At 67.9% G+C, this 20,502-nt stretch carries 21 protein-coding genes and 3 pseudogenes; 11 read left to right on the forward strand and 13 right to left on the reverse strand.

The window, feature by feature from the left end; genetic code table 11:
* Positions 1–21 precede the first annotated feature (21 nt).
* On the reverse strand, positions 22–867 hold the full coding sequence (locus AB0E78_RS23785) for an alpha/beta fold hydrolase (RefSeq protein ID WP_361835794.1): 846 nt from the start codon (positions 865–867) through the stop codon (positions 22–24).
* 128 nt (positions 868–995) lie between these two features.
* On the opposite strand from AB0E78_RS23785, the gene AB0E78_RS23790 reads away from it, so the two are divergent.
* Positions 996–1,928 carry a LysR family transcriptional regulator gene (locus AB0E78_RS23790; RefSeq protein ID WP_361835797.1) on the forward strand — a complete coding sequence of 311 codons (933 nt, stop codon included), beginning with the start codon at positions 996–998 and terminating at the stop codon, positions 1,926–1,928.
* 297 nt (positions 1,929–2,225) lie between these two features.
* Here the strand turns inward: AB0E78_RS23790 and AB0E78_RS23795 are convergent, their stop codons facing one another.
* Positions 2,226–2,492 (reverse strand): hypothetical protein, encoded by a 267-nt coding sequence (locus tag AB0E78_RS23795; RefSeq protein WP_361835800.1) that lies wholly within the window; start codon positions 2,490–2,492, stop codon positions 2,226–2,228.
* A gap of 55 nt (positions 2,493–2,547) precedes the next feature.
* Between AB0E78_RS23795 and AB0E78_RS23800 the strand changes: the two genes are divergently transcribed.
* Complete coding sequence (locus AB0E78_RS23800; protein WP_361835803.1) at positions 2,548–2,949, forward strand: hypothetical protein; 402 nt, start codon at positions 2,548–2,550, stop codon at positions 2,947–2,949.
* Positions 2,950–3,165: 216 nt separating this feature from the next.
* Here the strand turns inward: AB0E78_RS23800 and AB0E78_RS23805 are convergent, their stop codons facing one another.
* On the reverse strand, positions 3,166–4,533 hold the full coding sequence (locus tag AB0E78_RS23805) for an FG-GAP and VCBS repeat-containing protein (RefSeq protein WP_361835805.1): 1,368 nt from the start codon (positions 4,531–4,533) through the stop codon (positions 3,166–3,168).
* Positions 4,534–4,961: 428 nt separating this feature from the next.
* On the opposite strand from AB0E78_RS23805, the gene AB0E78_RS23810 reads away from it, so the two are divergent.
* Positions 4,962–5,180: a hypothetical protein gene (locus AB0E78_RS23810; protein ID WP_361835808.1), complete on the forward strand. Its 219-nt coding sequence runs from the start codon at positions 4,962–4,964 to the stop codon at positions 5,178–5,180.
* A 669-nt stretch (positions 5,181–5,849) separates the two neighbouring features.
* On the opposite strand, the gene AB0E78_RS23815 is transcribed toward AB0E78_RS23810, so the two are convergent.
* Positions 5,850–6,224: a hypothetical protein gene (locus AB0E78_RS23815; RefSeq protein ID WP_361835811.1), complete on the reverse strand. Its 375-nt coding sequence runs from the start codon at positions 6,222–6,224 to the stop codon at positions 5,850–5,852.
* Positions 6,225–6,902: 678 nt separating this feature from the next.
* Between AB0E78_RS23815 and AB0E78_RS23820 the strand changes: the two genes are divergently transcribed.
* Both AB0E78_RS23820 and AB0E78_RS23825 read left to right on the forward strand, forming a co-directional pair.
* Positions 6,903–7,556 (forward strand): DUF6338 family protein, encoded by a 654-nt coding sequence (locus AB0E78_RS23820; protein ID WP_361835814.1) that lies wholly within the window; start codon positions 6,903–6,905, stop codon positions 7,554–7,556.
* A complete protein-coding gene (locus tag AB0E78_RS23825) occupies positions 7,553–7,804 on the forward strand; it encodes a hypothetical protein (protein WP_361835817.1) in 252 nt (83 codons plus the stop codon). Before AB0E78_RS23820 ends, AB0E78_RS23825 begins: the two co-directional genes overlap by 4 nt.
* A gap of 55 nt (positions 7,805–7,859) precedes the next feature.
* On the opposite strand, the gene AB0E78_RS23830 is transcribed toward AB0E78_RS23825, so the two are convergent.
* The 6 genes from AB0E78_RS23830 to AB0E78_RS23855 all read right to left on the reverse strand — a co-directional run bounded on the left by AB0E78_RS23830 (position 7,860) and on the right by AB0E78_RS23855 (position 14,928).
* Positions 7,860–10,421, reverse strand: a complete 2,562-nt coding sequence (locus AB0E78_RS23830; protein ID WP_361835820.1) for a CHAT domain-containing protein — start codon at positions 10,419–10,421, stop codon at positions 7,860–7,862.
* A 332-nt stretch (positions 10,422–10,753) separates the two neighbouring features.
* A complete protein-coding gene (locus tag AB0E78_RS23835; protein WP_361835824.1) occupies positions 10,754–11,203 on the reverse strand; it encodes an RDD family protein in 450 nt (149 codons plus the stop codon).
* A 517-nt stretch (positions 11,204–11,720) separates the two neighbouring features.
* Positions 11,721–13,118 (reverse strand): serine/threonine-protein kinase, encoded by a 1,398-nt coding sequence (locus tag AB0E78_RS23840; protein ID WP_361835826.1) that lies wholly within the window; start codon positions 13,116–13,118, stop codon positions 11,721–11,723.
* 56 nt (positions 13,119–13,174) lie between these two features.
* Complete coding sequence (locus tag AB0E78_RS23845; protein WP_361835828.1) at positions 13,175–13,429, reverse strand: hypothetical protein; 255 nt, start codon at positions 13,427–13,429, stop codon at positions 13,175–13,177.
* 344 nt (positions 13,430–13,773) lie between these two features.
* Positions 13,774–14,052, reverse strand: coding sequence for a hypothetical protein (locus AB0E78_RS23850; protein WP_361835917.1), 279 nt, complete (start codon positions 14,050–14,052; stop codon positions 13,774–13,776).
* An 18-nt stretch (positions 14,053–14,070) separates the two neighbouring features.
* Entirely contained in the window at positions 14,071–14,928 is an 858-nt protein-coding gene (locus tag AB0E78_RS23855) for an alpha/beta fold hydrolase (RefSeq protein WP_361835831.1), read from the reverse strand.
* A gap of 77 nt (positions 14,929–15,005) precedes the next feature.
* Between AB0E78_RS23855 and AB0E78_RS23860 the strand changes: the two are divergent.
* From AB0E78_RS23860 to AB0E78_RS23875, 4 genes and pseudogenes are all read left to right on the forward strand, one after another.
* Positions 15,006–15,704 (forward strand): annotated as a pseudogene (locus AB0E78_RS23860) (AraC family transcriptional regulator); the annotation flags it as partial.
* 246 nt (positions 15,705–15,950) lie between these two features.
* Positions 15,951–16,289, forward strand: a complete 339-nt coding sequence (locus AB0E78_RS23865) for a hypothetical protein (protein ID WP_361835834.1) — start codon at positions 15,951–15,953, stop codon at positions 16,287–16,289.
* A 25-nt stretch (positions 16,290–16,314) separates the two neighbouring features.
* A complete protein-coding gene (locus tag AB0E78_RS23870) occupies positions 16,315–16,638 on the forward strand; it encodes a hypothetical protein (RefSeq protein ID WP_361835837.1) in 324 nt (107 codons plus the stop codon).
* Between the two features lie 465 nt (positions 16,639–17,103).
* Positions 17,104–17,520, forward strand: coding sequence for a hypothetical protein (locus AB0E78_RS23875; RefSeq protein ID WP_361835914.1), 417 nt, complete (start codon positions 17,104–17,106; stop codon positions 17,518–17,520).
* Here the strand turns inward: AB0E78_RS23875 and AB0E78_RS23880 are convergent.
* A pseudogene (locus AB0E78_RS23880) lies at positions 17,499–17,678 on the reverse strand (hypothetical protein); the annotation flags it as partial. The gene AB0E78_RS23875 and the pseudogene AB0E78_RS23880 sit on opposite strands and share 22 nt — an antisense overlap.
* 115 nt (positions 17,679–17,793) lie before the next feature.
* Positions 17,794–18,393, reverse strand: a complete 600-nt coding sequence (locus AB0E78_RS23885) for a CGNR zinc finger domain-containing protein (protein ID WP_361835840.1) — start codon at positions 18,391–18,393, stop codon at positions 17,794–17,796.
* 116 nt (positions 18,394–18,509) lie between these two features.
* Between AB0E78_RS23885 and AB0E78_RS23890 the strand changes: the two genes are divergently transcribed.
* Both AB0E78_RS23890 and AB0E78_RS23895 read left to right on the forward strand, forming a co-directional pair.
* Entirely contained in the window at positions 18,510–19,148 is a 639-nt protein-coding gene (locus AB0E78_RS23890) for a LysE family translocator (protein ID WP_361835842.1), read from the forward strand.
* Between the two features lie 282 nt (positions 19,149–19,430).
* Positions 19,431–19,985 (forward strand): annotated as a pseudogene (locus tag AB0E78_RS23895) (transposase); the annotation flags it as partial.
* A gap of 34 nt (positions 19,986–20,019) precedes the next feature.
* Here the strand turns inward: AB0E78_RS23895 and AB0E78_RS23900 are convergent.
* Positions 20,020–20,310 carry a DUF1330 domain-containing protein gene (locus AB0E78_RS23900; RefSeq protein ID WP_361835845.1) on the reverse strand — a complete coding sequence of 97 codons (291 nt, stop codon included), beginning with the start codon at positions 20,308–20,310 and terminating at the stop codon, positions 20,020–20,022.
* Positions 20,311–20,502 lie beyond the last annotated feature (192 nt).

Consider the following 20,502-nt stretch of genomic DNA (forward strand, 5'->3'; position numbering starts at 1 on the left):
GGCTCGTGGCGCGAGGGCTGTTCATGAGGCCAGGGCCCCGGCGAGCTCGCCCGGCCGGGCGGCGAACGGGCTGTGGCTGCCGGGCAGGGTCCGCACGGTGAACGGGTTGCCGGGAAAGGCCCGGTCGGCTTCCGCGATCATCAGGTCCTGCGCGGCCGGTGCCAGCGCCCGGTCCTCGGCACAGCGCAGGAAGGTTCGCGCAACGCGTCCCCACCGTGCTGCGGTCAGGGGGACGGGAGCCGTCGGGATCGCCAGGGGAAGATCGGGGCTCAGCGCGGACCGCCACCGGTCGAAGCGGGCCAGGGGAGTGTCGTGGTAATGGGTTTCGCGCAGTTCGTCGAGGTAGGCGGGATCCGGTGAGAGCGGATTGATCCGTACGGCGCCCAGGGCCCCGGGGTCGCCGAGGTTCAGGCTCTGGCCCAGGGCGGAGGCGTTCTCGGGTGAGCCCAAGTAGTCGAAAAACCGCGGCCGTCCGCCCGGGACGAACGCGGACAGGTAGACGATCCGGTCCACCAGCTCGGGCGCCCGCTCCGCGGCCAGGGAGGCGGGACCGCCGCCCGCGCTGTGCGCGACGAGCACGACGGTGCGGTGGTGGCGCACCTGGCGCAGGACGTTGAGTACGGCCCCGGCGCAGTCGTCCATCGTCACGGTGGCGAGCTGCGACTTCTCGGTCAGCAGGCCGGGCTGGCCGGGCAGCAGGTAGCCGGTGGGCAGGGGTGCGTCGAAACCGTGCCCCGGCAGGTCGACGGCCACGCTCGCCGCGCCCAGTCCGCTCAGCGCGCGCTGCGTCGCCGCCCACTGTCCAGAGCTGTGCCAGGCGCCGTGCACGAGAACGAAGACGGTGTCGGTCAGAGATTCATTGATCACGGCTCCATCTCAGACGGAAACCACAGCGTCATCCATCGAAAGAGCTGGTAAGTGGCATCTTGATACCTTTGAGGTATCGCCAGAAGCCTGGGCCAGAAGCCTGGTAGGCCGAGAGGAGGGGGCGGGTCATGGAAGCGCGACACCTGCGGTACGCGGTTGCCCTCGCCGAGCACGAACACTTCGGCCGGGCGGCCGGCGCGCTGGGCATCGCGCAGCCGCCGCTCTCCAAGCAGATCGCCGACCTGGAGCGCGAGGTCGGGGCCCGGCTGTTCGACCGCACACGCCAGGGGGTGTTCCCGACTGCCGCCGGCGAGGCGTTTCTCGCGCGGGCGCGCCGGGCGCTGGAGGAGATCGCGGCGGCCGCGATCGACGCGGGCCGGGCCGCGCGCGGCGAGACGGGGCGGCTACGCCTCGGCTTCATCGCCTCGGCGCTGCTCGACCCGCTGCCGGGCGTCCTGAGCCGGTTCGGCCGGGAACGGCCCGACGTGCGGCTGGAACTGCACGAGATGGCGACCAGCCGCAGCAGCACAGCTCTCGTCGCCGGGGAGCTGGACGTGGCCATCACTCTCGGCCCGCCACGGGGTGCCGGGGCCGAGCATCTCGTGTCCGTCCCGATCGGGCACGATCACATGATCGCCGTGGTGAGTACGGCGCACCCCTATGCGGGTCAACCGTCGGTAAGCGTCGCCCAGTTGCGGCAACAGCCGCTTATCGTGTCGGCAGGCGAGGACGAACCCGCCGTCGTCGCCGCACTGCGCACCCTGCTGGGCGCGGACTCATCGGCACTCGGCGGAGCGACCTTCGCGAGGGACGTGCACACGATCATCGGCCTCGCCGCCTCCGGCGTGGGCGTGGGCCTGGGGCCCTCCCGCATGAGGGCGCTCCCGCGTCCCGGGACCCGGTACTGCGAGGTGACTCCGCGCACGCCCCTGCCCGACCTCATCCTGTCCTTCGCGGCCCGCGACGACTCCCCGGTGCTGCACGCCTTCCTCGACACCATCCGCAACAACTGCCCCGATGTCGGCGCCGCACTCGACGACCGGCTCAGGCCCCCTGCCTGATGCGGGTCGGTTCCTTCGCATGCGCATGTCCCGGCCGTCCGTGATCTTCGCGCGTTCCGAGCGCCGCACCTGTATCGCAGCGTCCGCCACGTGGTCCCCGCCGTGCGGGTGGTCATGGGCGAGCAGCCACCGGCTCCGCTCCCGCACGACGGCGTGGGGGTGGTCGTCCTGCCTCTCCTGGGCCTCTCCGCGGGCCCGGGCTGCTGCGAGTGTCAGTTCGGCCACCGGCACACCGAGCCCCCTGGTGAGAGGAGCCAGCCACGCCTCTGGTAGTCCGAACGGTAGCCCGCTCCTAAGCTAGGAATCGATCCATCGGGATTTGAACGCGGGGTTGGTTGCGTTCACGCTTGGCCGGTGGCCGGTGGCCGGTGGCCAGTGGCCGGTTCGGCTGACGACCTCTCTGATCGGCGTGCCTGCCATCGTGAGCTGCGTTCGGTCTCTGCAAGATCGCAGCTGCTTCTCCTCCAGGCGGGCCTTCAGGTCGGGCTCCTGCGGCGCGATGAGGCCATTTTTGGACCGGCTTTCAAGCTGAGCGACTTCTACGCGGAGCAGCTCGGCAGCCATTGCAGGCTGGTGGGAGTTGAACGCTGTTGCGGGAACAAGGTGCGATCATGCATGCATGAACCATCCGGGCGACGCGAACCTTCGCACTTGGACGCTGCGCTGGATGGCCCTCCTGGCGGCCGACACTGGCGATCAGCTTGTGTGGCTGGGCGAGCGGGAGGTGGAGATGAGGGACGTCGTTGAAGAGGTGGAGCTCCTCTGCCGCGTCTGCGAAGGTCTGGCGGAGCGCGGAGCCTTCGATTCCAAGGACCTGCACGATATTCGGGCCATGGGTCGTCGCCTAGACGAGATCGATACCCCCTCACGTGTTGGCCTCTGGGGCAATGCCCTTACCGCAGATCCGGTGTGGGACGACCTCCGTCCTCTGGCCCGCCGTTTTCTCCTCACGACGCTGGGCGACTGGCATCAGCCACTGCCACGCCCCGTGCGCCCGTCAGTTCACGGCTTGTTGGAGTGAGACAGGGGAGCCCGGGTGAACCAAGCCTCTGCTGTCACCGACTAGACGGGCGTCTCATCCTTCCCCCCAGCCCCAGAACTGCAGGGTCAGAAAACTGCACCAGGTCGCCAAGGAAAAGAAACAACCCATCAGCCAGAGCCTGTCTTTGGCCCCCTGCCTGCGCCCCAGCGCCCGGCACGGGGGTTCAAAGCCAGGCTCCTATTCATCTGGGGGGAGTTATTGCAAGAAGCTGTCGATGGGCGCCGCATCGTATTCCGTCGCGCCCGCCGTGGTGATGCCGCCGGCTGAGCCCGGCAGCCGCAGAGAGTCGAAGGCGCTCACATGCAGGTCGGCTTTTCCGTCACCGTTCGTGTCGCGCAGCCGGACCAGGCCACCGAACTGGTCGTCAGCCGCCAACGGGCCCGGCACACCGGGGGTGTTGCGGGCGAACCACTGCGAACCGGCACCGGACAGGCCGCTCGCCCGCCCCTTGAAGACGTGCACGCCGCCCGCGTATTCCTGGCCGTCGATCTCCTCGCCCCGCACGCCGACCGCGAGATCCGCGTAGCCGTCGCCGTTGACGTCGCCGGCCGAGACGGATGAGCCGAACTCGTCGCGATTCTCCGGGGAACCGGCGACGCCGCTCGTCGACTGGGTGAGGCGGGCGCTTTGGGACGGGCCGCCGGAGGCGCCGTACCAGACGCTGACGCGGCCCTTGTGCTTCGAGTAGAGGGAGGTGCCGATGGCGATGTCGCCATAGCCGTCCTTGTCGAAGTCGGCGATGACACCGTCGCCGCCGCGCTCGGAGCTGCCGCCGTTGCCGGACTGGGACTCCAGGCGCAAGCTCTTGCCCGGAGTGAGTGAGCTCGCGCCACCCTTGATGAACCAGGCGTCGGACGCGATGGATGTGGAGCTGACCACGTCGCCGATGATTGCGAGGTCGGTCTTCTTGTCGCCGTTGACCTTGCCGGAGATCAGGGCCGAGGCGTAGAAGGACGTCGTCTTGTCGAGCTTGGTCACGGTGCCGGTGGTGCCGGAGCGCTTGAGCGGGCCGCGGTAGACGTAGGTCATGGATTCGTTGATGACAGCCAGGTCCTGCTTGCCGTCGCCGTTGAAGTCGCCGGTCGCCAGGTCCTGCCCCATGTAGTTGTTGCGGCCCGGGTTCTTGTTCGGGAGAGTCGTGCCTTTGGACAGGCCGGAGGCGGAGCCCCACAGGATTGTCACGGCGCCCTGGTCGGCGCCGTTCGAGCCGTTCTCGCCGGTTGCCGCCACCGCGAGGTCGCCGTATCCGTCACCGTCGAAGTCCGCGGCGGCCCGTACCTCGCCGAACATGTCGTCGGCCTCGTCGGTGCCGGGTACGCCGGGGCTCGTCTGGGTGATGCGCTGCTGTGTGGATCCGGGCCCGGTAGCGGTTCCGAAGACCACGGTGACGCCGCCGCCCCCTCTGGCGCTGAAGCTCGAATACGCGTAGTCGCGATAGCCGTCGCCGTTGAAGTCGTCGCCGTGCTTCGCGGGCGCGGCACTTGCTGCCGCGGCGGGCAGGGCGAGGGGGACGAGGCCCGCCACCAGGCAGGTGGCGAGCGAGGTCGATGTGCTGATGCGCATGGGTGTTGGGGTTCCTTGTGAGCCGAGGGTCGATGAGAGTGAAGGGGCAAAGGCGGTGCGGTCAGTCGGCGATCTGGGCGCCGAAGCAGGGGTGCGTGGCCAGGTGGTGCGTGGGGGCGCCGCGCCGTTCACCGCAAGTTGTCCCGAGTGGCGTGTGGGGTCGGCGAACAAGAGACCAGTGGTGGAGCCGAAGGGTTGTACGTTGGCGCAGAAGAACGCCGTAAGTACTTTTCAGGAGCCGGTCTTGAACCCTGCCGCCCGTGCGGAACGCGGATGCAGCGGCGGCCGGGGCATGCGATCAGCGTGTGGGCCAGGCGTGAGGCACCCGTATCTGGATCGCGGACGAGGAGCGGCGGCAAGCCAGGCGCGCCGGGGGCGCTGTCGCCCGGCCGGCGGCCCCGGACGGGATCATCGAGCAGGAGCCCGGTATGGGGGCCGCGCTGCTCATCCCGGCAGTGCGGCGTCGAAGGCGGGCACGTCCACGGCGGTGCCCAGCCGGAGCCGGGCGAAGCGCACCGGAGGCCGCCAGCTCCCCGCTCCCGGGCGGCGCCGACGGTGATCTCGGCGATCAGATGCAGCCCCTGGCCGACCTGGCCGACCTGGTCGACACCCACGGCACCGAAGCCATCCTCGCAGCCGTCGCCTGACTCGCCCCGAAGGGACTGCCGACGTGACCGTCTCCACCGCTCACAAATCCAAGGGACACGACTGGGCGACTTCCCGCCCTGGCCCACGACCTATCACTCCTTTGCCTGCTGGCAGGAGGACGGTGTCCTCGCCCAACTCACCGGGCTGCTGTGGCACCTGGTCCGTACGGCCGAAGGACGCGACGGCGAACCGTCCGCTTGCGTGCTGGACTCCCGGACCATCAAGGCCTCCGCCAACGTGCACCGGGCCGACCAGGGCACCGACGCGGGCAAGCGGATCATCGGCCGCAAACGCCACCTCGGCTGCGACCCCCCTGGGCCTGCTGCTGACCGTGCTGGTCACCGCCGCGAGCGTCTCCGATATCGCGGCCGGTCACCTTGCTCGCCCGCATCGCCGCCGCCCATCCGCAGATACGCACGGCGTGGGTGGACGCCGGCTACCGGACGGACAACCGCCATCGACCATGGCGTGCGCCTGGGCATCGACGTCCACCCTGTCCAACGCTCGCCGGGCGTCAAGGGGTTCACGGTCATCCCCAGACGCTGGACCATCGAGCGAAGCATCGGGTGGCTCATCCACCACTGCCAATGGTGTGTGCATGAAGTGCCGGAGATCCTGCTGGCGGGCATGCTTCGCAACCTGTGGTCGCTGCTGGAACCTGGTGTCGCTCAGAGGTACTCCTGGTACACCCCGGTGCCGTTGCAGGACCGGCAGCTCTCGAACCAGTTCCCGGCGCCTGTGACTTGGCCTGTGCCATTGCAGCTCGTGTATCCGCGCCGGCGTTTCCGCGCCGCCTCCTTCGCCCGGTCCTCGGCCGCCCACTCGTTGACCCACCGGTTGGTCCGTCGCCACAGCGAAGGATTCTCGAGCCGCTTCAGCGCCTTGACGTACTCGACACGGGCGGTTGCCAGGTCACGCAGGGTTTCGCGGTTCTGCTGGGTGCTCGGCATGCTACGTACCTGCGTCTCGAGTTCGTTGATGCGCGCGAGTTTGTCTCGGCAGTAGCGGATCCGCTCCGCGGGCGGGAGGTTCTCGAATGTCATGATCTGAGCATCTCCAAGCGAGCCTTGTAGGAAGTAGCCTGCAGTAGCGACGCCAGGTAGAGCCACACTCCCCGCGAGGGTCCAGCCGAGGCAGACGGCCCGTGGAATCCGGTGAGAACCGACGCCAGGGTCAGGATGCCGAACACCGACCGCGCCGCTTGTGCTTGGTCCACGGCAGGGTTCGGTGGTGGCAATCGCGGTTGGAGACGGTTGTTGACGGCTTTGAGTGGTCGGCCGACAGGAGCCGGACAGCGCCAGCGAAGAGAGAACGCGACATGTGCTGCTCCCCGACACGTCCGATTGTGGAGATGGCACCTAAGAACATTGTGGAGATGGCACCTAAGAACATTGTGGAGATGGCACCTGAGAAAAGCTGGTCCGCGCGGATCCGCCTCTTGTGGTCAAATTGTCGGCTGGCGATTCCTGGCGCGACTACTACTGAAATCGCTGACGCGCCGCGCTGGCCGCCCCGTTCCGGATCCGCATGCGTAATTTCCCTACGGTCGGAAGAGAGCCGAGGACAGGGGCGGCATCCGTGGCTTATCAGGGACATCGCTCCGGTCGAGTGTCTGTGGCGGACAGCGGAATCCGTCCGAGCCCAGCGGTTGCTGTCGAGTGGAGAGGGCAGCCTTCTTGGCAAGCAGGTCGGAACGACAGCGATGTCCACCGGGGGTGAGGGTGAGCACATTCGAGGCTGCCGCGGTGGCCATGATCGCCCTACTGCCGGGGGCTCTCTATCTCTTCGCTGTGGAACGCGAGACGGCTGTCGTCCGGGCCGGGCTGGCCGACCGTGTTATGCGGGTGGCTGCGACTGCGACTCTGTTCCATCTGGCGTTGGCTCCGCTCACTGCGTGGGCGTATCTGCGCGTCTGGGAGTCGGGGCGGTTGACGCGACCTCCGGTGCCGTGGGCCTGGTGGTGGCTGCCGCTCCCGTACGTCGTCGTGCCGCTCTTGGCGGGGTTCGCCGTCGGCAGTGCGTTCCGCAGGGGGCGCCGCTGGGCACGGATCGTCAACGGGCAGACACCCGAACCGCTGGCCTGGGACGCCCTGTTCGGCCATGATGCCGCGCTGTGGCTCCGGATCAGGCTGCGGGACACCGATGGTGGGACCAACGGCTGGATTCTGGGGGTCTTCGCCCGTGATGCGCGTGGACGGCTCGACTCCCGTGCCTCGGCGTACCCGCAGCCGCATGACCTCTACCTCTGCGACACCGCGGCGGCCCTGCCGGACGGAAGCTTCCGGCGTGGCGACGACGGGCGACCGGTACTGCGCAATATCGGCCTTCTGATCTCCCGCGAGGAGATCACCTATATCGAGGTGATGTGGGGATGACCACGGATCAGCCCGAAGTGCCCGAACCGCCGGACATGACGCTGGCCGAACCAGAACAGGTGAAAGCGTTGGACGACGAGTTCGATCCGACCGAGACGCTGGGGGGTGGCGTCGGCCGCTCGCACGGGCGCTCGATGCTCACCCCGGAACAGATGTGTCCGCCTCCGCAAGGGGCTATGGAGGTGTCTCCGGCGCCGGTCCCGCCAGGAGAGGGGGACGCCACGACGGATCCGGACCCCGGCGACTGACGGTAACGGTACCGGCCCGTCGTACCGGGCACAGGCGCTCCTGGACCGGACCTCGTCAGGCACCGGTGTACGCGAAGGTGGCCCAGGCGAACGGATTGACCAGGAGGCCCTGGCGCAGGACGGTGGCCTGCGCACGTGCGAGTGCAACCGAGGGATGGGCGCCGCCGAGCCAGCATCGGTAGAACTCCGTCATGAGCGGCGCCGTGAAGTCGTCGAAGCACATCCATTGCGTGGCGACAATCCCGCACAGACCGGCCTGGATGAGCGCGGCCGGCAGTCCCACCACCTCGTCGGGCAGAGCGTCGCCCGTCACAGCGGTGCCGCAGGCCGAGAGCACGGCGAACATGGCACGCACCTCGTGTGCGGCCAAAAGGTCGCGTACCTTCAGCCGGGCGTCACCACCGAGGTGCAGGCCGCTGTCGAGTGGATTGCTGCTGTTCACGTCGCCGTGACCGGTGAAGTGCAGGACGTCGGTGGTCCGCAACGCATCGAGTAGGCGCGCCCTGGAGACCTCCTCGGGTTCGATCTCCGTCATCGTGACACCGGTGGGACGAGCAGATCTGACGCCGCTCAACTCCGCCGCCACGTTCAGGGGAGGCTGGCTCGCTCCATGAGCCGGGGGCGGGGCGGGGTGAACAAAGGCGAGCCGGGTGATCGCCTGCTGGCTGCGCGCCGCACTGCGCAGCGCAGCGGCGTGCGGGGCATAGGAGAGAGCGGTCGTCTCCAGGAGGAACCGCCATTTGTCGACCCGCTGCGAGGCACATGTGCCAGCCGCGTGGAGGGGCAGCATGCCCAGCAGCCCTCCCGGCAGAAGGACGGCCCGTTCACAGTCCGCGAGCACGTTGGCGATCGGCTGCATCACCTGTGCCCAGAGGTCGTTGACCACGTCTCTGGTCAACTGCCCGCGCGTCCTGCCGTACTTCGGGGACTTCTGCCGGTCCTGGAGGACTTCGGCTTCGTGCAGCCTGTCGAGCAGTTTCCCGGCGACGTCCACGGTGAGCGCCGGAAGGTCCACCGGTACCGGACCGGTCCTTCGGCATTCCTCGCCGGTCACCACGAGAGCCGCGCCGCCGTCCCTGGACACAGTGAGGTACACCAGGGGGGCGTCCCCAGCGAGCGTGACGATCTCCTGCCAGTCGGGAGAGGCCGCCTCGTCGGATTCGTCCCGGCTGCGGGCGTGCACCAGGGCCAGTTGCCGCTGACATGCGGCCATGCGTGCCGCGCCCTTCCACTCCGTACCGGCAGGGTGGGCGAGTTCCTGTCGCCGGAGCCCGTCCAGCTCACGAGTGAGGTACTCGATGGCCTGTGCCGTCCGGGCATCGCCCTCGACGGTCGAAGAGAGCCGCGAAGTGGCCCGGTCGGTGGTGGGACCTGCGCGCAGGCCGAGCCCTTCGGCCAGCAGGACGCCACGGGCTCCCTCCAGGGCGAGCACGGCCTCGATCCTGTCCTCCGTGGCGGACGAATTCGCCAGCTCCCTCGCGCACATCGGCAGCACGTCGGCAGCCATCGCCAGGGCCGACTCTTTGTCCGCGCGGGTGATCTGGGTGTGTGTGAGCACGGGGAGCACACGGAACGCGGCGGCATAGGCCCGGGCAGCCACCAGGCGGTGGCCGTCCCGGTGCGCCCACCCGGCCTGCTGGGTCGCCGCGTCCCAGGCCGTACGGAGATTGCTGCGCGCGCCTGTCAGGTAGGACTGCTCGAATGCGTCCTGGGCGAGGGGCCTGTACCGTTCGTCGCCGGTGCTGTCGGCGAGGAGCATTCGTGTCGTGGCCAGACTCAACTGTGCAGCCGCGATCAGCGACTCCTCGGTGAGATCCGGAGCTTCGAGAAACCCGAGGAGCACCTCCTCGGCCCGGCGCAGATCACTGATGCGTGCTCCGGGGCCGCTGAGGGCTTGGGCGAGGAACATCCGAGTGCCGAGCCAAGTCGAGCGTGCCCCTGTCGCGTCACCCGGTGGGGCGTAGGGGACCAGGTCCAACTCGGTGACGACGGCGCGCATTTCGGAGCCTGAGCCGGGGCCGGCCGGCATGTCGGCGTACTTCAAAGACACGAGGTAGGCCTTGATGGCCTGAAGCTGGTGCCTGCAGACCTGGAGTTGCGGATCCGAGCCGTCCCGGTGAGACGGCAACCGGGCGGCTCCCCGCTCGATGGCCCGGAAGGCCTCCTCCAGGTCGGCCCTGACCTCGTCCGGGCGCACGGGAGGATCGGGGTGCACCAGGAATTCACGGTTCAGGTTGTAGCGAGTTCCCAGCGCCCCGGCCAGGGAGCAGTCGACCGAGTGGATCTCGGCGAACGCCGACCGCTCGGCTTCGCCCGCTGCTTCCCATACCTCCAGGCAGGTACGCCACGAGATGATCGCCGCATCAAGGCACTGCCGGTTGCCTGTGAGGGCCTGGTCGAAGCGGACCAGGGCCAGATAAGTCAGGCTGTACATCCGACGCGCCGGTCCGGACGGCCGGTCCAGGTGGCCGGCTGCGAACATCGCCTGCCTCGCGCCGCCGATGACGCCGGTTTCGAGCATCGACGCGGGCGGTGTCCGCAATCGCTTACGCAGTTCGTGCGCCTCGACCGTCGACATTTCCTCGCCGGGCTCCTCCAACTCGTCGTGCGTCCGCACCGCGTCGGCGTAATCCTGTTGCGTCCACCGAGAAACGCGGAGCAACGCCCTTGCTCTGAGGACCGCGTATTTCTCCGTCGTCACACCCCCCACGCCCCTTCCCCACGTCGATGAGCGTTTACATGACCGAACTCAGGAAGTTGCTGAATAGCAACGCGCCATTGCGCTGTGCTCAGGTATGAGCAGGAGGCTTCGCCAGCCCCTGAACGGCGAGAACAGTGTGATCACCCATAGTTTTCAACGCCAAAGCATCGGACGAGTTCGGCCTGTCGCCACGCCCGCTTGTCCGGCGGTACGAAGGTCGTTCCTCAAGGCGGGTTGGTGCCGCGCTGTCAGGCGACAACAACGATGGACCGAGAGATCAGATCCGCATAGGTTTGCCGCTTACCATTCCATAAAGGTCTAAATACACCGATTATGGAGCAGGCGTCGATTATTTGCGCCACCAGGCGCAGGAGTGATCGACTGAAACCTATTGGTTGAAAGGTGTGAGCGTCTACGACTCGGATGTGTGCCATGCGCCTGCCGCGTGTCTGGCCAGTCCTGCCGACCTTGTAGGCCATTTTGAAGATACCGACAATATTTCCTACCAACCCCAACCATCCGATCACCCTGACGATCGAGTGGCTCGCATTTTGGGCGATGATGGTCAAAACGAGAGTTGATACGGGGGAGGATACGATCGAAAACACCGAATCGGCTGTCCGAGCCTTCAGTCGGGAACCCCAACTTGCGTATTGCAGGACGGGGTAGGGTGCGTTGAATCCAGGATTCCGGCTCATTTTCAACCTGCCTGCTAGGCGAGGCACTCTCGCGGATTCCGCTGTCGACGCCCACTCCTGTGGGGATCTCGCTACGCGTGGTGAGGCTATGCGGCGCGTCGATGGCGCCCGATCCGTATGAAAACCGAGGTCACTGACTGTGGCCCCCTTTGTGCGGGAGCGGGGGCAGTTGGAGCCCGCTAGCTACGGCGCATTGAAGTGGAAAAGGGGGCGTAGCCGGCGCATACGGCGATGTCGATACTCATCCGCATCACCCGCCTCGGTTCCGTGTCCGACCAGAGGCAGTCAGGATTTGGACCGGCGTCGGCCTGCGTGATCGATGTCCCGCCCTCACCCCAGGTGGAGTGGGCCGACGCCACCCACTCGGATCATGGTCCCCTATGGCCAGGCGCGAGCAATTCCCACTCCGCATCGGACAGATCCGTCGGATACGCGAGTCGACGCCTGGTCATCTGGGCCTCCACCAGGGCGGGAACTACCAACTCGCCTGCCCTGAGCGGGGCTTCCCAGACGCCCTCTAGTCGAAAGGGCCGACCGTGACCTGGAGGGCCAACTTGCCGTCCTGCTTGTGGATCTGGGCGTCGAGGACGGATGGCTCGGTGTAGCCGTCTTTGAGGTCGACGGCCAAGATGCAGCCGTATTCCTTGGTCATGCACGAGGCGTCTACGCCGGACATCCCGACCGTTGAGACGCCCGGCACCGCCTGCAGCCATGACCCGATCACTCCCTTTTGGCCGAGGCTCGGTGCACCAGGAACGGGCCCTCCCATGTAGACGACTCGCGCCCGGCCGCCGTCGACACGAGCTTTGGATTTCACGGTGAAGTCCGGCGGATGGCCCATGGCTTCCACTGCCCGGAGATTGTTCTGATAAGACTCCTCCCCCTGATCGGGGATCAGTATCGCGGCTGCCACCGAGGCCAGCACTGCCGCACTGAACCACGCGCCCCAACGGAATATTCGGCGGCGGGCGGTTACGGGCGTTCCGGCAGGCGCCGTGGGCCGACGCGCCGGACCCGCGGGCGGTATGACGGGGGCCTGCGCGGGGGCCGTGGGCCAATGGGCCGGGCCTGCGGGCGGCGCGTTGGGAGGCGGCGGTGCGTCGGCCACCTGATCCAACTGGGCCTGCAGCTGTTGCATGGTCAGACGTCCGGTTGGTTCCTTGCGAAGCAAGCCCTCCAGCATGGGGGTGAGGGGCCCAGCCTGCACGGCAGGGGCAGGGTCCTCGGTCACGACGGCGACCAGTACGGCGCTCGGGGCCGTCTCTGCGAAGGGCGGGTGCCCTTCCACGGCGGTGTAGAGAGTGGCCCCCAGTGACCAGAGGTCGGATGCGGCGGTGGCCGGAAGGCCCCGTACCTGCTCCGGGGCCATGAATGCGGGTGTACCCATGATCATGCCGGTGGCCGTGAGGGTGGCGTCACCCTCCAGGGCCGCGATCCCGAAGTCGGTCAGGACGGCCCGCCCGTCCTCAAGCAGGATGTTGGCGGGCTTGATGTCTCGATGGGTGATTCCCCTCAGGTGCGCGGCGCTCAGCGCGGCGGCCACCTGTCGCCCGATGTGGGCAACGTGCTGAGGGGACAGGGGGCCCTGCCGGTGCAGCAGGTCGTCCAGTGATCCCCCGGTCACCAACTCCATGACGATCCACGGCCGCCCGTCCGCACCGGTAAGGCGGTCGTAGACGGTCACGATGCCTGGATGCTTCAGCCGCGCGGCCGCCCGCGCCTCGCGTTCCAGCCGGGCAATCCAATTGGCCCGCTCCTCGGCCCCCAGATGCTCAGGCAGGCGCAGTTCTTTCACTGCCACGTCCCGCCCCAACTGCTCGTCGTAGGCACGCCAGACCGCGCCCATCCCGCCTTGACCAAGCAGATCGGTCAACCGGTATCTGTCCGCGAGGAGTTGCCCGTGATCGTCGTCCACGGACGGAATATAGCCGAGCGGACCTCGCAGGGCGGCTGCTGACCCAGCCTCGTGAATCAGCCTTCGGTGCAGTTCCTTGGAAGGGGGGCAGCCTCACCGGCACGGACCTGCGGATCCGCAAGTGGCACGTGATCCTTCCAACCACTTCGAGCACCCTGCTTGATGTCGAAGGGGAATTCGTCGTCGGCATGGGCCAGTTGGGTGCCACAGTTTTGGCGGATGACGGTCAGCAGCAGCTGCTGGTCGCGGGAGCTGATCAGGGCGCGCGTGGCGGCCACGTCGAGCAGGTACACGGTCAGGGAAGCACTCATGCTCCGACTGGCTGTGCACGTGAGAACGGGCTCGGGCCCACTTTCTGGATGTTGTTGGCGATCTTCAGCGGGGTCGCGGTCGCATTCCAGGAAGCACCGGTCAGCCGTCGCCGCCCCGCAGCAAGGGCGCTGGCCGAGGACCACCCGGTGGGTTAGCTCCGAGCTGCCGAATCAGCACGCAGCGCAGGGCGCGGCGGCGCGGTTCCACGAAGGCACTGCAAGATCGCCAACAGCATCGCTTCCGTGAGGGCTAGGTCAGAAGGACGGCGCTCGTCCAGGCCGTCTTCCCCGGGCAGGGGACGCGACAGCACGGTGTCCTGCCCGGGATGGTGGTGGGGTGTCGGTCAGCAGCTGGTGGCGGTGTCGCCGGGGTCGGTGGTGCAGGTGTCGTTGCCGAGGCGGCCGTTGGCGGTGTCGCCGCCGACGCCGTCTTGGACGTTGATGGTGTCGGTGCCGACGTGGCCGCTCATGGTGTCGGTGCCGGAGGTGTCGGTCGGGGTGTTGTTGCCGGTCTTGCGCAGAGTCGGCGCGCGCTCAACGAGAGTGACAGCGAAGCCGTGCCTGGTGAGCCAGTAGGCCAGCACCGGACCGGCGACGCTGGCGCCGGAGACGAGAATCCGCATGGCACCCCTCCTTGTCATTCAGTCCACCCGTACGGCGTGGATCGTGGTGAAGGCCAGCAGAGGGATGGCGGTCCGTGGGGGATCCTCGAGTATCGGTGAGTGTCCGAGACCGGGCAGCAACTCGACTTTCGCGCCCGGGACGGCGCGGTAGTCGGCGGCGGATGAAGATCGCCATCTGCGGTCGTCCTTGCCGAAGATCACCAGTAGCGGTTTGCCGAGGGCCGTCAGCCGGTCCGGGAGCGCGCGCTGCTCCAGGTAGTCGCGGGTGGCCTGCATCGTTGTGGTGAGCGTGTGGTGGGTCATGCGGCGCACGTCGTCCAGGAGCTCTGGTGGGATCGGGTAGCCCGCGCGGCTGAAACCGGTGCTCGCGAACCGGCGGATCTGCTCGTCGGTCGGCGGCCACTGCGAAAGTCCGATTGGGACGGACTGCGGTGCTATGAAGGCGTCCAGGCTGGGGCCGGTGTTGATGAGCGTGAGCGCGGTCACCAGGTCGGGTCGCTGTTCGGCGAGGGCGGTGGCGACCACGCCGCCGCTGGAATGGCCTACGACCACGGCGTGCTCGACGCCGAGCCGGTCCAGTGCCGCGCCGACCCGGCGTGCCTGGTCCGGGAGCGCATAGCTGCGGTCGGCCGGTTTGGCCGACCGGCCGTGCCCGAGCAGGTCGATCCGGATGACGTGGTGAGATCCGGTCAGCATCGGAACCAGCGGGTTCCACGAGCGGGTCGAGGATGCGGATCCGTGGATGAGCAGGAGTGCGGGGGCGTCGCGGAGGCCCTCCTGACACACGTGGATGTCGCCGTCGTCCAGCGACAGGGTCGAACTATCGGCGGCCTCGGCGGCGCCGTTCACGTGCGGTCCGTCGTCAGAAACAGTCATGAGCCCACTGTCGCTGCCGGTCCCCGCCGGCGGATTGGATATATGTTCCCCTCAGCCGACTCAACTAGCATGGGAGGGTGCGGACTTTCATGCACGGTGCGGCTGTGTGGGACGTCGCATGCCCGCAGCGTCCCAGCAGGGTGGCCGGTCTCACCATGGCCGGGTTCCGTGTCCGTGACCTGGACGCGCTCCGGATGGTCCCGCACCCGGCCGTGACGCTGCTCCTGGAGTTCGGTGCCGGCTCGCCCGTCCTTGGCTGTGCTGCCGGGCAGCAGGGGAAGCCTCGTCGCCGGGCCCGGGTTTGGGGCCGGAGGCGCGGTCCGGGCGCGGGGAGAGAACGTCGAGTGCGTGCAGGTGCGCCTGTCCCCGGTGATCGCACGCGCGATTCTGGGCGCCTTGCCCGCCGAGCCGACGGCACCGTCGTGCCCCTGGCCGACCTGTGGGGTCGGGGGGCGTCCCGGATCCGAGAGCAACTGGGCGATGTCTCGTCGTGGCAGAACCGCTTCGCGTTTACGGACGCACTGCTCGCCCGCCGGCATGAAGCGGGGCCGTCGGTAGACCCGGAGGTGGACTGGGCCTGGCACCGGATCGTCGGCAGTCATGGCCTGGCCCGGGTCGACGGACTCGCGGCCGAGGTCGGATGGAGCCGTAAGCGCCTGTGGTCCCGGTTCCGGTCGCAGCTCGGCCTGCCGCCCAAGCGTGCCGTGAAGCTGGTCCGCTTCGACCATGCCGCCCACCGCCTGGTCGCCGGTGAAGGCGCGGCCCAAGTCGCGGCCGTCGCCGCCCACACCTCGCTCGCACATCGCCCCCTACGGGATTTCGCTCCCGCCCTGGTCGAACGCAGGGGCCAGCCACGCTGAAAGACTGCCGCACGGACATCGCGGACGACGTCGAGCAGCATCCCGCACGTGGTTCACGGCGTCGGGCCATGGCGGTGACGGTCGGGAGGGTGATGCGAGGGTCTTTGAGTTCCGGTGAAAAGGACCGTCCATTTGTTCTGCACCTGTAGCAAGATCACCGGCATGGAGATCCTTCGGTATGTGTTTCTCGTCTTCCACTTCTTCGGATTCGCCGCGCTCATGGGCGGCGTCTTCTTCCAACTGCGCGCCAAGGACCCGGTGACCGGTAGCTACATGGCGAGCAGCGCGGTCGTCCAACTGGTCACCGGTGCAGGACTCATCTGGACCCGAATATCCCTGGACCTGCCGGTCGTTGACGCAAAGATGGGCGTGAAACTGGCGTTGGACGCTCTGGTGGCAGTGACCGCCCTAGCGGGCATGCGCAACAAACAACCGTGGGCCTTCTACGCCGTGGGGTCGCTCACGGCGGCCGCAGCCATCGTGGCCGTCGTGTGGAAGTAGTTCCTCAGCGGGCCCGGGCGCATTTTTGGAGCACAAACGCCCCTCAAAGGGCGGCAAATGGCGTACTGCCAGTTTCGGACCGGCGGCTGCGGCGGTCGAGCCCGCCTCGCCCGCAGGGCATCTCGCCGATGCGGCAAACCAAACGGTGAGAACCCGTCCTACGCCGCTGAAACTTCAGCTGCTGGGCGGCATGGACAACGTCGCGGATGACCCCGAGAAAGTTCTACCCGAGGACCCAACCGAGCACCTGGCGTTCGTCAAGGAGCACGAGGAGCAGTCCCGTCCCAGGATCATCGACCTGGACTTCGCGGCGAAGCATGGCATCATCCTGACCCGCTCCCAGAACTGATTCGCACGGGCGCTGCAGCTCAACGTACTGACCCGCTAGCCCTCGATCAGAGTCCCCGGTGGGACCTCCGCGTCCTTCGCCTTGTCACCCGGCTGCAACTGACGGTCGGTCATAGCAGCCCTGACGCCAGACCAACTTCTTGAACTGCTCCGGGGTGAGCACATCCTGCCAAGGGGTGCCGCCCTGGCCGCCACCCCGCAGGTGGAACTGGAGGCCGATGACCGACCCGGCTTCACCGACCGCGTCCAGGCAGCCGGCAAGGGCGCCGAGGCAACCGAGAACCTCATCGGCGACGGCCAGGCCCTCATGTCCGCCCTCGCCCAACTCATCGCCCAAGCCTCCGTACTGACGATCCTGCACCCGCTGCTTCTGCCGCTGCTCGCCCTGGCCGTCGTACCCAAGGGCGCGGCCGCATCACCACCGCCCGGATCCAGCACCGCGGTCTGCCTGCCGCCGCCCGAGAATATGCGGTGCCCGCCACCTGGAGCGAGGACTACGGGCTGCGCCGCTTACGCCTTCCACGGGCTCTCCTACGCCTGGGCGCTCGGTCAGGCGGCCGGTCTCCTGGGCCGCCGCCCCGAACAGCTTCACCTGGTGATTGCTCACCTTGGTGGCGGCTGCTCCGCATGCGCGGTGTGCGAGGGGTGCAGCGTCGACACGACGATGGGATTCACGGCGCTGGAGGGGCTGGTGATGAGCCGTCGCAGCGGCAGCGTCGACCCGGGCGCCCTGACATGGCTGCAGACCCGGCACCACCTCCAGGCGGGTGGCATGGAGAACGCGCTGAACCACGAGTCCGGTCTGATCTCCCCCGTGAAGACCAGGGCGTCGAGCCGGTCCAGGGACGCGGTCATCCCGGCGACGCCACGACGGCAGTGGTGAGTGAAAACCTCCAGGGCCAGAGCGGCACGCTCGTCCCCCGCCGCCCGGCTGCGTACACGGGTGATCTGCGGGCGCTGACCGTCGAGCGCCGAAGGCGCGGCTCCATCCCCCAGGATCGGGACGCTGCACCCGTGCCAAGCGAGGCACGAAGAGGTCAACGGCCCTGCGTCCGCCCCGCACAGGTCAACGATCTAGCTAGCTGACGTGCGCACGCCCTGCCTGGCTGATGACGGCAGCTCCCCGGGGAGGGGGTGGCTGGGGAAGCTGACCCGATCAGCCGTCTCGCTTGTCGGTTCTGACTCGATCATCACGATGGGGCGCACGGTCGGAGGCGGCCTCCTTGCGGCTGCGGAATGCCGCCACGCGGGTGCGGTTTTGGCACGTCACCGAGCAGAAGCGGCGTCGGCCGCCGGGTGACTGATCGATGTAGACGTCGGCGCAGCGGGCGCCCGTGCAGACGCCGATGCGTGCGAAGCCGTGGTCGGTGAGGTACTCGCGCAGGGTGATGCCAGCTGCCGCGACGAGGGCATGGCCTGTGTCCTCGAGGCTCCATGCGGCGCGGAGCGCGCCATCGGCCGCGGTGTCCACGACGGGGTGGATGCCAGTGTCTGACAACAGGCTCGTCAGGCTGCGTGCGCACGTTCCGCCGTCCGGGGCGGAGAAGACTCCGTGGAGGCAGTCTGCCGCGTCGGCCAATGTCTGTGAGGTCAGCGCGGCGCCGACGTGCGCGGGCAGGGCGAGTTTCTGTGCGATGCCGGCAGCGGACGGGAGCGGATCGCTGGCTCGTCCGTCCTCCTGACGCGGCAGTGTGCCCCACCCGTTGACCAGTTCGGTCAGGGCGTCGAGGGGAATCCCGGTGAGGATTACGTCCATGGTCCCAATGTAACGCATAGGTCGTCGTTTATGCGTTGCGTGGGCCGTGGGAGGCGAGTAACGTAACGCATTGAGGAGCTATTGCGCGTTACGCAAGCGGGATGCGGGAGGTTGACATGCTGGACCTCACTCTCTTACCGGCTTATCTGGCGGCGGTCGCGATCATCACCGTCGTACCTGGACCGGACGCCGCGTACATCGTTGCTGTGGCCCTTGAGCGGGGTCCGCGGGCCGGTCTGGTGTCCGCCGCGGGAATGGCTCTGGGAATGCTCGTGCACGTGACGGCTGCCGCGCTCGGCCTCGCCGTCATGCTGCGTTCCACGCCTGCGGTGCTTGTGCTGGTGGAGCTTGTAGGCGGGTGCTACATCGGGTGTCTCGCAGTGACCACGATCCGCTCTGCAGGGAAGGCGCCGCCCGCGATTCCCGCGGCACCGGCCGCGCGTCGGGTCCTGCGGAGGGCCGTCCTCACCAATCTGCTCAACCCGAAGACCGTGCTGTTCTTTGCCGCGTTCCTGCCGCGGTTCACCAACGCGCAACAGGGCCCGCTCTGGCTTCAGCTGCTCACCCTTGGGATGATCTTCCTGTTGATGGGGCTTGCTTGGGACAGTGCGATCGGCCTGTGCGCCGGCCGGCTGGGCCAGGGTTTGGTACGCGGGCGTCGCGCGACCGTGGCAGTGAGTCTGATCGCCGGGGCCACCATGGCTGCCCTCGCGGTGATCCTTCTGAAGGACGCGCTGACCGCCCTCGTTTCATGACGGCGACAGCAACCAGACGCACCCGCATGGTCAGGCGCCCCGGCATTCAGCTGCTCCAAGCGCTCGGACCGTCGTCGCCTGGCCGGATCGGATGCGGCAGGCGGTTCTCGCGGACCCGGCAGACTTCGACTTCTTCGGGGTCGCCGACGCTACTGCCCCCTGGCTCTCGTCCAGACGAAGTCGCCGTTCACCCTGGCGATACCGGACGGCGACGCGGCCAACGCCGGCAACCTGGCCGTTGGCGTAGGAGGAGGCGGGGGAGCGGAGCCCCAGCGTCGCGTTCTGGGGATCCATCCCACCGGCGGGGCGAGCTGGGCCGAACAAGGCCGCCCCGAGACCCATCCGGCGACTGACCACCGCACCCACGGAGTGCGGTACTTCTACGGCTGCTACTCGGTCGGCGATGACACCTTGTGGGGCGTCAACCGCCGTGAGAAAGGCGCCGGCAACACCCTCGCCGCGCTGAAGTCGATCCGAGCCGCCCGTCTGGACGACGCTCCCATCTACGTGATCCTGGACAACCTGTCCGCTCACAAGGGCCAGAAGATCCGGGCCTGAGCCAAGAAGAACCGGGTCGAGCTGTGCTTCACCCTGACCTACGCGTCCTGGGCCAATCCGATCGAGGCCCACGTCGGCCCACTGCGGCAGTTCACCATCGCCAACTCCAATCACCGCAACCACACCGTGCAGACCCGGGCCCTGCACGGCTACCTGCGGTGGCGCAACGCCAACGCCTGCCACTCCGACGTCCTCGCGGCCGAACGCAAGGAACGTGCCCGCATCCGCAGGGAGAAGGGCCTCCGCTGGGGCGGACGCCCACTCGCCATCGCAGCCTGATTGGGCCCGGTCCGCGCGCAGCAGAACCTGTCGTTCAGAGTCCCTGGACTATCAGTCTCTTGCTGTCCGTGTTCCGGATGCGCAGCGGTGCGATCGCCTGGTACTCCGCCGACTCGTTCCAGGCTCGTGCGGCAGCCAGGTCGGGAAACTCCACCAGGACTATCTGTCCGGGCGCCCAGGCGCCCTCGACGACGTCGACCTCACCGCCTCGGGCGAGGTACCTGCCGCCGTACGGTTCAAGCGTCGCAACCACCTTCGACCGGTACTCGGCCAGTTCCTCGGCATTGCCCGTCAACTGCACGTCTGCGATCACGTAAGCGGTCATGGGGCTGACCCTATCCAGAACTCCCGAAGCCAAGATCACGGCCGACCAACCAGGCGAAATCCCTCCCGGCCAGAGCACTAGGCCGTGTCTTAGAGGCTCTAACGAAAGCGGTTGATCATGTGACTGTTTGCGTGTCGGCTCGTTGGTCTGGTTGTGGCGAAACATCAGTAGCGGCCGTGGATCGTGCCGGAT

The organism is Streptomyces sp. NPDC032198 (genome assembly GCF_040636975.1).
In the GTDB taxonomy this organism is placed as follows: Bacteria; Actinomycetota; Actinomycetes; order Streptomycetales; family Streptomycetaceae; genus Streptomyces.

Coding starts and splice junctions, on each gene's coding strand:
- AB0E78_RS23790 (WP_361835797.1), top strand. CDS start 996: ATGGAAGCGCGACACCTGCGGTACGCGGTTGCCCTCGCCGAGCACGAA.
- AB0E78_RS23795 (WP_361835800.1), bottom strand. CDS start 2,492: ATGGCTGCCGAGCTGCTCCGCGTAGAAGTCGCTCAGCTTGAAAGCCGG.
- AB0E78_RS23800 (WP_361835803.1), top strand. CDS start 2,548: ATGAACCATCCGGGCGACGCGAACCTTCGCACTTGGACGCTGCGCTGG.
- AB0E78_RS23805 (WP_361835805.1), bottom strand. CDS start 4,533: ATGCGCATCAGCACATCGACCTCGCTCGCCACCTGCCTGGTGGCGGGC.
- AB0E78_RS23810 (WP_361835808.1), top strand. CDS start 4,962: ATGGGGGCCGCGCTGCTCATCCCGGCAGTGCGGCGTCGAAGGCGGGCA.
- AB0E78_RS23815 (WP_361835811.1), bottom strand. CDS start 6,224: ATGACATTCGAGAACCTCCCGCCCGCGGAGCGGATCCGCTACTGCCGA.
- AB0E78_RS23825 (WP_361835817.1), top strand. CDS start 7,553: ATGACCACGGATCAGCCCGAAGTGCCCGAACCGCCGGACATGACGCTG.
- AB0E78_RS23835 (WP_361835824.1), bottom strand. CDS start 11,203: ATGAGCCGGAATCCTGGATTCAACGCACCCTACCCCGTCCTGCAATAC.
- AB0E78_RS23845 (WP_361835828.1), bottom strand. CDS start 13,429: ATGAGTGCTTCCCTGACCGTGTACCTGCTCGACGTGGCCGCCACGCGC.
- AB0E78_RS23850 (WP_361835917.1), bottom strand. CDS start 14,052: ATGCGGATTCTCGTCTCCGGCGCCAGCGTCGCCGGTCCGGTGCTGGCC.
- AB0E78_RS23855 (WP_361835831.1), bottom strand. CDS start 14,928: ATGACTGTTTCTGACGACGGACCGCACGTGAACGGCGCCGCCGAGGCC.
- AB0E78_RS23865 (WP_361835834.1), top strand. CDS start 15,951: ATGGAGATCCTTCGGTATGTGTTTCTCGTCTTCCACTTCTTCGGATTC.
- AB0E78_RS23875 (WP_361835914.1), top strand. CDS start 17,104: ATGCGGTGCCCGCCACCTGGAGCGAGGACTACGGGCTGCGCCGCTTAC.
- AB0E78_RS23885 (WP_361835840.1), bottom strand. CDS start 18,393: ATGGACGTAATCCTCACCGGGATTCCCCTCGACGCCCTGACCGAACTG.
- AB0E78_RS23890 (WP_361835842.1), top strand. CDS start 18,510: ATGCTGGACCTCACTCTCTTACCGGCTTATCTGGCGGCGGTCGCGATC.
- AB0E78_RS23900 (WP_361835845.1), bottom strand. CDS start 20,310: ATGACCGCTTACGTGATCGCAGACGTGCAGTTGACGGGCAATGCCGAG.